At 68.2% G+C, this 13,125-nt stretch carries 10 protein-coding genes; 6 read left to right on the top strand and 4 right to left on the bottom strand.

Translation table 11 applies throughout. The features are described 5' to 3' along the window. The first annotated feature begins 278 nt into the window (after positions 1-278). Entirely contained in the window at positions 279-533 is a 255-nt protein-coding gene (locus tag G4D86_RS50340) for a hypothetical protein (protein WP_164002852.1), read from the top strand. A gap of 277 nt (positions 534-810) precedes the next feature. Here the strand turns inward: G4D86_RS50340 and G4D86_RS54475 are convergent, their stop codons facing one another. Then, the gene (locus G4D86_RS54475; protein ID WP_420821898.1) at positions 811-1,266 is read right to left on the bottom strand and encodes an urease accessory UreF family protein; all 456 of its coding nucleotides are present in this window, start codon (positions 1,264-1,266) and stop codon (positions 811-813) included. On the opposite strand from G4D86_RS54475, the gene G4D86_RS54470 reads away from it, so the two are divergent. The 5 genes from G4D86_RS54470 to G4D86_RS50315 all read left to right on the top strand — a co-directional run bounded on the left by G4D86_RS54470 (position 1,228) and on the right by G4D86_RS50315 (position 7,689). Beyond that, on the top strand, positions 1,228-1,563 hold the full coding sequence (locus G4D86_RS54470) for a hypothetical protein (RefSeq protein WP_420821897.1): 336 nt from the start codon (positions 1,228-1,230) through the stop codon (positions 1,561-1,563). The genes G4D86_RS54475 and G4D86_RS54470 overlap by 39 nt on opposite strands. A gap of 69 nt (positions 1,564-1,632) precedes the next feature. Further along, the gene (locus G4D86_RS50330; protein WP_164002850.1) at positions 1,633-4,329 is read left to right on the top strand and encodes an endonuclease/exonuclease/phosphatase family protein; all 2,697 of its coding nucleotides are present in this window, start codon (positions 1,633-1,635) and stop codon (positions 4,327-4,329) included. Between the two features lie 53 nt (positions 4,330-4,382). After that, on the top strand, positions 4,383-6,191 hold the full coding sequence (locus G4D86_RS50325; RefSeq protein ID WP_164002849.1) for a hypothetical protein: 1,809 nt from the start codon (positions 4,383-4,385) through the stop codon (positions 6,189-6,191). 77 nt (positions 6,192-6,268) lie between these two features. Further along, positions 6,269-6,559 (top strand): hypothetical protein, encoded by a 291-nt coding sequence (locus G4D86_RS50320; protein ID WP_164002848.1) that lies wholly within the window; start codon positions 6,269-6,271, stop codon positions 6,557-6,559. Between the two features lie 116 nt (positions 6,560-6,675). After that, a complete protein-coding gene (locus tag G4D86_RS50315) occupies positions 6,676-7,689 on the top strand; it encodes an ankyrin repeat domain-containing protein (RefSeq protein WP_164002847.1) in 1,014 nt (337 codons plus the stop codon). A gap of 44 nt (positions 7,690-7,733) precedes the next feature. Here G4D86_RS50315 and G4D86_RS50310 read toward each other — a convergent pair whose 3' ends face one another. The 3 genes from G4D86_RS50310 to G4D86_RS53635 form a co-directional block, all read right to left on the bottom strand. Next, complete coding sequence (locus G4D86_RS50310; protein ID WP_164002846.1) at positions 7,734-8,915, bottom strand: hypothetical protein; 1,182 nt, start codon at positions 8,913-8,915, stop codon at positions 7,734-7,736. Between the two features lie 78 nt (positions 8,916-8,993). Continuing rightward, the gene (locus G4D86_RS50305; protein WP_164002845.1) at positions 8,994-10,253 is read right to left on the bottom strand and encodes a phosphatidylserine decarboxylase family protein; all 1,260 of its coding nucleotides are present in this window, start codon (positions 10,251-10,253) and stop codon (positions 8,994-8,996) included. Positions 10,254-10,666: 413 nt separating this feature from the next. Beyond that, positions 10,667-13,125 (bottom strand): CARDB domain-containing protein (locus G4D86_RS53635; RefSeq protein WP_164002844.1); only part of this gene is annotated, 2,459 nt, incomplete at its 5' end.

Raw genomic sequence — 13,125 nt, 5'->3', positions numbered from 1 at the left:
GTTCGAGCCCGAGGCCGGGAGCGGCTGTCTCCAGCGCTATCCGCCACAGGGCGAGCGTCCGGCGCATGCGCTCTGGGGGCTTCCGAGGGGGCATGGCTCCCTGTTGTTGATGGAGAGCTTGCGAGGGGGACGCAGTGGACGCTGCTCGTCAGCGGTTGCCTCCCAAGGCCATTTGTGCGGCGTGTCATGACTGTTGAAGTGACTGCGTTGCGATTATCCTATGCCGCACCGCATGCTTCCGAGCGTCGTCGACGTGCACACGCTCCATGGAGGCTCTCATGCTGAAGTTGATCGCCTTGCTACGCCGTCCTGTGTTCGCGACCCTGGTTCCCGTGGCGCTGCTGGCCTCGGGTCCCGCACCCGCCGTCTCCCCTTCCAATAATATTTGCGCCGTGCAATGTGACTTCGGGGCCTCGGACACCATCTACGCGGGCACCCTGGAACAGTGCACTCAGTACGCGTTCAACTTGTGCGGCCGGCCCCCTAACGGCGGGGGCTCGTTCACCTACAACAACCAGAGCTACGCGTGGTGAGTCGTCCCTGAGATGGGGGCGGCCATTCCCTGGGGATGGCCGTCCACATTTCCCGTCCCGGTGACGATGCCGATGGACGTGTGACCAGACGGCCGCCTGATACCCCGAGCGGCCGCCAACCGTTCCTACACTGTCATCACAGTGGGCGGACACGGACTCCATCTCCCCGGCGACACGCCTCGCCTCAAACAGCCGACCGGGGGGTATCCACATGAAGCGAAGACTCTTGTTCGTGGCGGCATCCTGGGCCGCATTGCTCGTCGCGGGTGGAGTGGGTTCAACAGCCACCGCGCAGGAACCCCCATCCACTCCCGCCCCAGCCGCACCGGAGGCGGCTTCCGGTCACCGCGACTTTCTCGCCCAGGACATCACGGTCGAGGCGACTGGAGCCGACCAATGCGCGAAGCCTGTCGATGAGCGCGCCGGCGCCTGGGTCTGCGACACGGAGACGGACGGCCCCAGCACCCTGGCGCAGAAGGCGGACGGCGGCGGCAGCCGCGTTGGACACTGTACGGTCGCGGGGTGCTGGCACCGCGTCAGCGCTACCCAGGCCGAGTTCTCGGGCGGCGGCGCCTACGGCTACGGCAAGACCCCCCTGGGAAGGGTCCGCGTCTTCGTGCGCATCAACATGAATGGAGCCCAGAGTGTCTCCAAGCCGGTCTGGTTCCAGTCGACGCGAGGGCTCGGGAGTCTGGTGATAGAGGGGGAGCGGCTCTACATCTCCAAGGCCCACCCCGAAGGCAAACCCGTTTCCAACAACACCTACTCGCTATACGGGCCGAAGAAGGCGTCGGCCAACAGCCGCGTCGAGTGGAAGCCCAACGGGTACAAGAGCTACGAGAAGACCACGGCGTGGGCAACCATCGTTCACAACTTCGTGTGGACCGACCCGAGCTCCCAGTACCCCGGCCGGTGGTACTTCTACGTCAAGTCAATCAAGCTCAAACGGCACGGGTCCGGCCGCTACGACTTCCAGAGCGAAAAGGACCTTCCCAAAGACGCACAAGGCGCTGGCTACAAGCCCGGATAGCCTCCCACCCGAAAGCCCTGAACCCGTAGCCGAGCGAGAAGGATTCCAGCCCACCCCGTTCAAGCGGGCATGATTCATTTCGCCGCTTCGCTTCGTAGGTGGCTGGGTGCCCTGGTGCTCGGCTGTTGCACGCTCATGGCCCTGCCCGCGCGTGCGCTCTGCCCGGCGCAGGTGGGTGCCTCGCTGCGCATCAAGACCTGGAACCTCAACCTCCAGGTGGCGCCCAACAACACGGAGTCCAACTACGGCAGGCCCCATGTGGAGCGCGCCAGGGACATCGCGCTGCAGATCCTGGCCGAGGACCCGGACGTCGTGGTGCTCAACGAGGCCAACGAGGACGCCGCGCGTGACGTGCTGGTGAAGGAGCTGTCCGCCCGCTACCCGAACTACATCTACACGCTGGATGAACACGACACCGACAACGACAGCGGGCTGATGCTCTTCTCCAAGTACGGCTTCGCCGCGCTGGACAAGACCCTCAATGACGAAGGCTTCCAGGAGGCGTGGCACGACGGCTCCTACGACGAGAACATCGCGAGCTGGGACATCTACACCAGCGACAACACCAACGGCGCGGACGCCTGGTCCAACAAGGGCTTCGCGCTGGTGCGCATCCTCAACGAGTGTGATGGCCGGCTGCCGTTCAACGTCGGCTTCACCCACATGCAGTCCAGCCTTCCGGACACGGAGGCCTGGCGCTGGTACGAGGACTTCGACGACCGCCGGGGCCAGCTCCAGACGATGCGCAGCATCGTCGAGGGCTCCATCAGCCCGCTCAACCGCAACACCGAACCCATCTACATCCTGGGCGACCTGAACATCAACGGCAGCCGCCACCACGAGAGCACCGTCCGCCCGCCCCATGTCCCCGTCTGTGACCATGACCCCATGGGCAACCTCTACTGCGACGGCGACCCGGACCTGGACGCGGTGGCGTGGAAGCCGTTCACGGAATGGCAGAACACCTTCCGCGACATCAGCAGCGACCATGGCGGCTACTGGGCCTGCCGGAATGGCCCCTGCACCTACGACCCCGACAAGAGCGCCGGTACGTTCTTCGTCGACAGCTGGGCCTATGAGACGTCGCCCCTGGACGTGGGCCAGACGCACTCGTCCTCCAACAACGGTGGTGCCACCGAGTTCACCGGTCCCACCGACGGCGAGCGGCTGGACTACGTCCTCCACAACAAGCCCGTACCGGGCCAGTCCGACCACGAGCGCGAGTACTGCACCCAGCACCTCACCCGCGCGGTGCAGGGCAGGGCGCTGTCGGACCACCTCTCCGTCACCATCGACGTGAACCGGGCGGCGCCACGGTGCAGCCCGCACCCGCGCAAGGTGGACGACGCGAACAACCCCACGCCCGGCGTCACCCACCCGAACGGCCCCGAGCCGGTGGTGTTCAACCTCGACGACCCCAGCTCACCGCAGGCGAAGACAGTCACCTTCACGGATGGCCTGCTCACCTTTCCCGGCAGCATGCAGTGGTACGTGCTGGACCAGGCGGAACCCTTCCGGGTGACGATGACGGGCTCCCGCGTGAGCTGGGAGGTGTACCAGGGCAGTGATTTGTCCCGGCCCCTGGCTCCCTTCGACGGTGAGTGCGAGGAGGTGAAGGAGACCCGGAGCTTCCAGTGTACGTACCCCGCGCCCAGGCCTCCGTACTTCGTGCGCGTCTTCGCGGTGGGCACCCGGGCGTCCGACCCCAACGCGAAGCCGGACCGCACGGCGGGAAACGTGCCCTACACCCTCCAGTTCCATCGCTTCGACTGTTCGTCCCCCGCGGAGGCTTGCCCGCTGGAGCCCGCGGTGGCCCTGACGCGCCAGTGGCCCGACCGGCGCCTCAATGCCAACGACACCATGTACTTCAAGTTCGTCACCGCGCACGACCGTCTGGACCAGCCGCCGCGAGTGACGTTCCACGTCCAGACCTCGCTGCCCCCGAAGTCGACGGAACCGGTGGTGTTCAGCCCGTCGCCCTTCGGCGCGGAGCTGGCGGACAGGTCCGACAACCAGCTCCCGAGCGGCATCACCTCCGTGGAGCCGTGGACGGCCACTCCGGGGGGCCACGTGCAGGTCCACAACGCCAGGTCCGGGGCGCTGCCCGGCACCGCGAATCTCCTGCCGGAGAAGTACCTGCTCCGGGTGTTGCGCCACAGCGCGTACATGCTCACGCCGGTCGACCTGAAGGTCTGGTTCGAGACGTCGCTGAGCTACTTCCACCCGCTGCAGCTTGCCTGTGAGGTCGAGGAGACCGACCTGGGCGGCGACGACATCTGGACCCGCTTCGTCTTCGACGGGCCCAACGAGCTTTCCAAGTGCCGCGAGTCCACCGGCCCGGCGTACCTCGACTGCTTCTGGGTGTCTCGCATGTACGACGGGGACGGGTCCGCGGATGCAACGAACGAGATGTACGACGGCTCACTGCTGAGCGAGGCGGGAACCGGCGACCCGAACCGCTCGCTGCCGCACGCGCTCACCGGCGCCTTCCAGAAGAGCGTGGTGCCCAACCTGTGGCAGGACGGCGAGGGCATCGGCGGGGAGCAGTACCTCCAGCCCAGGCCCGACGTCCTTCGCATCAAGGCGCTGTCCGCCTCGCTCGCGGACAGGGACGCGGTCCCCGCGAAGTACACCTGGCGCGCGGATGACGACGAGTACTGGTACGACATGGTGTACCGCCTGAGCCACTCGCGGCCCGCCTGCCACGTGGGCCCGAACGACGGCTGTCCCTCGGGCACCACCTGCAAGGCGGGGAAGTGCCAATGAGCGCTCCTCGCCCGCGCCGCCCCGCTGTTCACTCCTTCGCTGCTCCCATTCCCATGCGACATGTCCTGCCGTGGGCCCTGGCCCTGCTGACGCTCCTGTCCCTCCACGCCGCCGCCGCGACACGCATGCCCGTCATCGACCGCCGCATGGAGCGCCCGGCCGCCATGGTGGACCAGCATGGGACGCTGTCCGTCCTGGAGCGCACCATCGCGTTTCCCGCGGGGACCAACGCCATCGAGTTCGACTACTTCGTGGACTCGGAGGAGGGGAGGGACTTCCTGCGGGTGTATCTGAATGACCTCGTCAACCCGGTGTGGTCCATGTCCGGGCTGAACCGCCGGGGACGCCAGCGGCTCGCCGTGGCCGCCAGTGGCAACGTGAAGGTGCGCTTCGCCTACCAGAAGGACGCGGCCGGCACCGAGGGGACGGACACCGCCTGGGTGGACGACGTGGCGGCGTTCTCCTCGGGAGGACAGGGACGCTTCGAAATCCACCGCTTCGACTCGCTGACGAACACAGTCCCAGTGGGCTGGCTCGTGGCGGGCTTCGGTGGCGGATGGCAGCCTGGCACTCCGGGTGTCCAGCAGAGCGCCGCGAGGCCGGTGGCGCAGGCGGGGCAGGACGGCAGCGTGTCGTACATGGAGCGCACCCTCACCTGGAGCCCCCAGGCCTGCACCCCCGGCTGTCCTCCGTGGAAGGGCGCGCTGGAGTTCGACGCCTTCGTGGACTCGGAGGCGGGAGACCGGCTCAACGTCTACGTCTACGACGTGATGGCGAAGCCGGGCGCGCCGGTGTGGTCGGCCTCCGGGCGCAACCAGGCCGCGCACATCCGGCTGAACGTGGGCGAGGGCACGAAGAAGGTGCGCTTCGCGTACGTGAAGAACGGGAGCGGCAGCGAGGGCCTGGACACCGCCCGGGTGGACCGGGTGACGGTGCGAGGGGGCTCGGGCCGCGTGGTGGAGGAGCACGACTTCTCCGGGCGCACCCCGGACACGTCGCCCATCCGCGTGGGCAGTGGCCCTGTGGAGTGGACGGGGGGTGGGACTCACGGAGGCTGGACGGTGGTGCGCGCCACGCCGAATACCTCCTATGTCCCGTCGCAGGAGGTGGGGCAGTCGTGGGCGCCTGACTGGGCCGTCTTCGCGGAGCCGGTGCTGGATGGCGTGGTGCGGGGCACGGACCTGAAGAACGCCACGCGCTTCCTGGTGGTGGACCGGGGCAACCCGGCGCATGCGCCCGCGCAGGTGTCCCTGGTTCACTCGAAGGACTCGGGCGTGCTGTACGCCTCGCTGAAGCTCGCGGGCCATGGCGCGGCAGCGGGAGGGGAGGGCGGCACGGTGACGCTGTGGCTGGACGACGGGCGGCTCACCACGCTCCAGGGGCGGGGTTGCCCGGCCAACCCCGCATCGCCCGGGCCGGAGGACCGGCGCCTCCGCTTCAGCTACACCATTGGCCCCGGGGAGACGGTGGCGAAGGTGACGCCGCAGGCCCAGGGCAAGGGGACGTGTAACGGCGCCTTCGACGCGGCCCTCGGCCCCGAGCTGTGGGGCTGGAAGGCACGTGTGTCCGAACCCGCGGACGACCTGGGCACCGTGCATGTGGAGGTGCGCGTCCAGCTCCCGCCGGGCGCGCTCGCCGAGCAGCGCGTGGGCCTGGGGTTGAAGCACGAGCCCGCGCTCTCCGGGGGCGCGCTCATCCACCTGCCCTTTGCCGACGATGGGGCGGGGCCCACCGATGGCGACGTCCGGAGCTGGGAGACGGTGAGCCTTGCGTACACGCAAGGGGCTCCCGCGTTGTCCGAGAACCCCTATCCGGCCTGCTGCTACCCCTACCCGAGCCGGCCCGGCCTGGCGGGGTGGTAGGGCGGCAGTGGCCGCGAGACGTCAGGGTTTGTTATCATTGCACCTGCAACATCGTTACTCCGCGCAAGGAGCACACCATGACGCTGTCCCGTTGGGTCATTGCGACGTCCGCGCTGCTGGTCAGCGCTTGCGGTGGACCGGCCACCCAGGAGTCAGAGGAAGGGGAACCCGCGGCCGCGGTGAGCACGGTGGAGCAGCGGCAAGTGGAGCCCGGTGGGGAGACGCGGTATGGCCAGCACCGGACCTATTACAGCAACGCGGCCAAGACCGTCTGGGCGGGAGCCTGGCACTACGACTGCTCGGGGTACATCACGCAGTCGGGCCAGGTGACGCCCTACTATACGGACACCTCTTTCATCTGCTCGTAGGTCGGGCTGATTCCTGCCACGTCCGACGGGTGTGGCAGGCCTCTCCCTCCGGGCACCCATCCGCCTCGAAGGAGCGCGTTGTGGGCAGGGCTGGTCGAGACTTGTAGGCTGTTCGCATGACGAAGCCGAACGTATTTGACCTGGCGGAGCGAGGCGCTGCGGGCGAGCTGGAAGCCGCGCTCGCGCAGGGGGGAAAGGTCGAAGCTCCCGGGGACCGTGGGGAAAGTCCGCTGACGGCGGCGGCGGCGCAAGGGCACCTCGCGTGCGTGGCGCTGCTCCTCGCGCACGGCGCGCGGGTGAACCACAAGAACTCCGGGGGCGCGACGGCGCTCATGGCTGCATCGCACGCCGGGCACGTCGCGGTGGTGGAGAAGCTCCTGGCGAGCGGCGCGGACGCCGGGCTCGCCAATAGCGCGGGCGTCACGCCGCTCTTCGCGGCGACAGCCCATGCGGACGTGGTCAGGGCGTTGCTCGTCGGCAAGGTGAACCCGCACCAGCCGACGAGCTCGGGAAAGCTGCCGCTCTCCGCCGCGAAGAGCGTGGCCGTCGCCAGCGCGCTGGTGGACGGGGGCGCTTCGCTCGATGCGCGCGACGCGGAGGGCAAGACGGCGTTGCACCATGCCGCGAGCGACGGGCGAGGGGAGGTGGTGGGCTGGCTGCTGGACGCAGGGGCATCGGCGGACGTCGTCGACAATGACGGGGCGACGCCGCTCGCGGCGGGGAGCCGTGCGCTGCTTGGCGCGAACGCCACCCCGGTGGTGCTCGCGCTCGCGCGGGCGACCCGGGCGCGAGATGCGAAGGGCTACAGAGGGCAGACGGCGCTGTCGGTGGCCGCCGAGCTGGGGCGCCTGGACGCCGTCGAGCAGCTCCTGAAGGAGGGCGCCGGGCGTGACACGCCCGACGCCGCCGCGATGACGCCACTGATGTGGGCGGCGTATGAGAACCACGCGCCTGTCGTGGCCTTCCTGCTCGGGGCAGGGGCGGACAAGACCGCGCGTGACAAGGACGGGAAGACCGCGCTCGACCTCGTCCTCGAAGCCCAGGCGAGCGAGGGCGAGGGGAGGTCGTCGCTGAGGCGCCGTCGCGCGCCCGTCGACAGAAGCGAGGTCATCTCGCTCCTGACGCGCTGAGCTCCGGGGCGGGGCTCGGGAAGGAGAGCCCTCTCAGGGGAACGTCATTTCGCCTTCGGCGGCGGAGGCGCCAGCAGGACGCCCCACATGAAGTCGAACTGCAGCGAACCGTCGAGCACGGCGGGGATGGGCTTGCCGGTCGGGTTGTAGGGGAGCATCGCCTGCGCCGCGGGGAGCGTCGCGCCGGCAGACCCGAAGGATGCGTAGACGTGGCAGGCGATGCAGGACGAGGCGGCCACGGTCCCGTTCCCCACGATTCGCTCGATGACCGAATTGCCCAGCGCGTAGGGCGTGCCGTCGGGGGCGGTGTAGTCCACCATCGTCGACTTCAGACAGTAGTTGTTCCAGACCGCCGACAGGCCCGCCTGGGCCATCACGGCCGCGAGCTGGGGCGTCTTTTCGCAGGCGCCGTACTGCGTGTTGACCGCCGTCCGATTCGGGGGGACGGCCGGGTTCGTCGCACCGAAGGTGTCGTAGCAGCCAAGGTCATCGCAGCGGCCGGGATTCATCTGATGCTCGAAGGTTCCCCAGACCCAGTTCGTGTTCTGCCGGCTGCTCACGTGCAGTGAGACCAGGGCATACTCAACCCCGCCGGAGGTATTCGTGTAGTACAGCTTCTGGATGTTGGCGATGCTGCCGAGTGAGGGGAGCCATTGCAGCAGCGTCTGCACGGGAACCCAGTCGCCCTTGACGGAAATGGCCTCCGTCGGCATCACGACCTGGAAGCTCTTCGCGTAGGCGGCCCTCAGCCCCGCCTGGGTATTGAGGTTGTTGTTGACGATGTAGTCGAACTGCGGGCGGTTCCGCTTCACCTCCTCGGCGATGCACGGCGTTGGCGTGCCGTGGGTCGGGAACCCGCCGACCGCGGCGTTTCCGGGGGTGGCGCAGGTGACGTCGATGGGACCCGACGCCGACCCGGCCGCCGTCCTTTCGAGCACGCTCCGCTGGAACTTCTTCGGCTCGTTCGGGCCAGGCCAGTGAGGCGTGTATGAGAAGACGTCGGCGTCGGAGGCCCACGTCTCGAACACCACCGGCGAAGGTTGTGTGGGCTGCACCGGCGCCGCGAACTGGGCGAGCAGGCGCCAGATGAATTCGTCCGAGTTCTGGTTGGACCCCGTCACCGCTCCGGCTCTCGCTGGAACCGCGACCGCCACCGTATTGGAAGTCACGTCCGGTCTCGTCGCCGAGTTCGAGGTGGCGAGGCATGCCCCGCCAATGATGGCCATCGTTCCGACGATGGCAGGGAAAGCAAATCTGGTCATGGGATTCGTCCTGGGTGAAGGTTACCGATGCGAGGCTCGCCGCTACAGCGCGCTCGCGATTTTCTGTCTCACCATCACGATGTTATCCAGCTTCTCCCCAGACCCGCTGGCGCCGTCGCCCAGCGTGGCATTGTCTGTGATGGAGAGAGAAGCAATCTTCGACCGGTCGAACAGGATGCAGCAGGTCGACCCGCCGAAGGCGAAGTGGCCGATCTCGTCTCCTCGCTGCACCGGGTCGCCTTCCTTGACTGTCGCCGTGCACGAGGACACCTCCGTCAACCCCACGAAGATGACGGCGACCTCGCCGATGTCCGGATTCGAGGGCTCGATGAAGACGACCGTCCGGGTGTTGACGTGGCTCAGGAAGGGGAACGATGCCGCGTAGTCCTGGTTCGGGGCCGGCTGCGCGAAGAAGTACCCTGGGACTGTCCGCACCTTCTTGATCTTGCCCGTCACCGGCGAGTGCCACCGGTGATAGTTGAAAGGCATCAGGACGATCTGCACCGCCAGCCCGTCGACGAAGGGCCGCAGCAGGGGGCTGTCGGCAGGCTCGGCGAGGAGGTCCGTGAGGTAGTACTGCTCGCCCTTGATGTCGAACGTGGCCTCGCGCTGCACCTGCTTGGAGATCTTCCAGACCTGCCCGTCCACGGGGCTGATCACCACCTTCCCGGTGGGGTCGGGCGCCAGGGGGCGGCTGGCGTCGAAGTCCTTGAACTTGCGAATGAAGAACTCGTTCCAGGACTTGAAGCCGCCGTGCGGCTCGCAGGGGGAATAGACGTACTCGTCCAGGCTCAGGTACTGCCTGGCCTCCGCGCTGAGCCAGTTCCCGTACGAGTCGTTCAGGTAGGCAAGAGAGGCGGGCGTCTCCAGGTTGGCGTGATAGGCCTTCAGGATGTCTGCGAAATAGGGCCGGACCGCCTCGTTGGTGAAGAAGGCCCAGCCGTAGCTGTTCTCCATGAAGGGCTGCAGGACCGTGTAGAACGGCAGCGCGGCCATGAAGTTCGAGTCGTATTTCGGAAGGCTGTTGAGCGCGTTGTCGAGCTGCTGGAAGAAGTCCGCTGGCGTCTTGATGTTGAGCGCGTTCTTCTGGTTGGCCTCGTCCAGCATGCTCCCGATGGAGATGCGGAGGAACTCGTTCTCCGGGCGTCTCACGTACTCGGCCAGTGCCTGCACGGAGGGCGCGAGCTCTTTGGGATGCTTGCGATGGCTCTCCGCGAACAGCCGGTTTGACTCCGCGGCCCTCGACGCCGACTGAGCGGGCGCTGCCCTGGAGAGAAGCTCGAAATAAGAGACGCGTTTCATGGACAAGCACCTTTCATGAGGGCGGGGCCTCGTGAGGAGTGGAGGCGGGCCCGGGGTAGGGACTCGCAATCCATGGGCTCATTGCTGGGAAGGGGTGGCCGCCGGGGCGCAGGTGCACCGTGTGTGCCAGGAGCGCCGCAAGGCGGGCCCGCCTGTGGCGCTCATTAAGGGAGACGCGCCCTTGGAGGGCGCCTTGCGTCCGCGATGGACGCTGGCGCTTCTTCCGGCGACGCACCGCGGAGTCAGCGCTCCGGTCCATTGCGGATGCGCCGGGTAGGAACCCTGTCGAGGACGGGGGCGGCCGGTGCGCACGATTCGCCGAGGGCCCTGGAAACAGCGCGGCCCGGCGCGCGCGGCGCCCCTGAGTGAGGGACGCCGCGGGCCGGGCCGTGGCCGACGGGGCTGACTGTCCGTCAGGGCGTGACGGAGACGAGCGTGCCCGCCAGGGAGTTGTTGTCCTCGAGGAGCTCCGGAACGGCGCTGTACGTGTCCGCCGAGGTGCCCACGTACCAGGAGCCGGTGGTGGGCGCGTTGGCGTTCACCGAGCGGGAGCGGGTGACGCACTGGCCCGCGCTGAGCGACACCCCCGTCACCGTGCCCAGGTAGGCGTCTTCAGGCGGCAGCGGCGCCACCGGCGAGCGGATGACGTTGTCCGAGGAGAAGAAGAGGTCCACGTCCGTGACGGCCGCGGCCTGCCCCCGGTTGCACACCGTGAAGCTGACGGTGAACGCCGCCCCCAGCCGCACGCTGGAGGCCGAGGTCACCGAGGTGATGACCAGGTCCGGCTTGTTGCCCACGCCGATGCGGTTGACCGCCAGGGTGTTGTTGTCCTCGATGAGCTCCGCGCGGCTGCCGGTGGGGTCCACCACCGCGCCCAGGAACCAGGCTCCGTCCGGAACCGACGGCGCCGTCACGGTCAGCGTCCTGCTCGCGCACAGGCCCACGTTGAGCGAGATGCCCGTCACCGTGCCCAGGTAGGAGTCCTCGGGCGGCAGGGGGGGCACCGGCAGGCGGAGGGTGTTGTCCGAGGACAGGTACAGGTCCACGTCCACGGTGCCGCTCTGCTGCCCCCGGTTGCACACGGTGACGCTGGTGCTGAACGTGTTGCCCTGCCTGACGCTGTACGGCCCGGTGACGGCCGTGACGACGAAGTCCGGCAGGTTGCCCACTCCAATGCGGTTGCCCGTGAGGAGGTTGTTGTCCTCGATGAGCTCCAGGGAGTTGTTGCGGGGGTCCACCACCGCCCCCAGGTTGTACGCACCGTCCATCACCCCGGGCGACATGGCGCTCACGCTCCTGCTGACGCACTGGCCGGCGTTGAGCGTCACCCCCGGCACCGTGCCCAGGAAGAAGTCCTCGGGCGGCAGCGGGGCCTGTGGCGGCCGGATGACGCTGTCCGCGGACAGGTACAGGTCCACGTCCGCGGTGCCGCTCTGCTGGCCACGGTTGCAGAAGACGACGCTCGCGCTGAAGGAGGTGTTGGGCTTGACGCTGTAGGGGCCGGTGACGGAGGTGATGACGAAGTCCGGCCGGTTGCCCACGCCGATGCGGTAGCCGGAGGAGGAGTTGTTGTCCTCGATGAGCTCCTGGCGGTTGTTGGACGGGTCCACGACGGCGCCCAGGTGGTAGGCGCCCTGGAGGCCCGGGGGAGGCAGCCAGGCCGAGCCCGTCACCTGCACGGTGGCGCACTGGCCCTGCATGAGCCAGCCGGTGGGGGCGTTGCCCACGAAGGAGTCCTCCATCGGCCCCGGCGTGGTGTTGGTCCGGATGGTGGCGTCGGCGGACAGGTAGAGCTCCACCTGGGAGTCACCGGAGTTGGTGCCCTGGTTGCAGACCGTCACCTGCGCGGTGAGGGGCTGACCGTCCTGGACGCTGGTGGGGCCCTTCACGTCGGTGACGACGAAGTCGGGCCGGTTGCCCACGCCGATGCGGTAGCCGGAGGAGGAGTTGTTGTCCTCGATGAGCTCCTGGAAGTTGTTGGACGGGTCCACCACGGCGCCCAGGTGGTAGGCGCCCTGGAGGCCCGGGGGAGGCAGCCAGGCCGAGCCCTGGATGGGGACGGTGGCGCACTGGCCCTGCATGAGCCAGCCGGTGGGGGCGTTGCCCACGAAGGAGTCCTCCATCGGTCCCGGCGCGGTGTTGGTCCGGATGATGGCGTCGGCGGACAGGTAGAGCTCCACCTGCGAGTCACCGGAGTTGGTGCCCTGGTTGCAGATCGTCACCTGCGCGGTGAGAGGCTGACCGTCCTGGACGCTGGTGGGCCCGGTGACGGAGGTGATGACGAAGTCGGGCGCGCTGCCGACGCCGATGCGGTAGCCGGAGGAGGAGTTGTTGTCCTCGATGAGTTCCTGGTTGTTGTTGGACGGGTCCACCACGGCGCCCAGATGGTAGGCACCCTGGGTGCTCGGGGGAGGTGTGTAGGCCCAGCCCTGGATGGGGACGGTGGTGCACTGGCCGGGGAAGAGCGTGCCCGAGGGGATGCCGCCCACGAAGGAGTCCTCCATCGGCCCCGGCCCGGTGTTGGTCCGGATGATGGTGTCGGCGGACAGGTAGAGCTCCACGTAGGCGTCACCTGGCTGGGTGCCGTGGTTGCAGACCGCCACCTGCGCGGTGAGGGGCTGACCGTCCTGGACGCTGGTGGGCCCGGTGACGGAGGTGATGACGAAGTCGGGAGCGCTGCCCACGCCGATGCGGTAGCCAGAGGAGGAGTTGTTGTCCTCGATGAGCTCCTGGCGGTTGTTGGACGGGTCCACCACGGCGCCCAGGTGGTAGGCGCCCTGGAGGCCCGGGGGAGGCAGCCAGGCCGAGCCCTGGATGGAGACGGTGGCGCACTGGCCCTGCATGAGCCAGCCGGTGGGGGCATTGCCCACGA

This window comes from Pyxidicoccus caerfyrddinensis (genome assembly GCF_010894405.1).
Lineage (GTDB): Bacteria > Myxococcota > Myxococcia > Myxococcales > Myxococcaceae > Myxococcus > Myxococcus caerfyrddinensis.
Note: the sequence above shows the minus strand (reverse complement) of the source record. Positions and strands in the feature narration are given on the sequence as shown.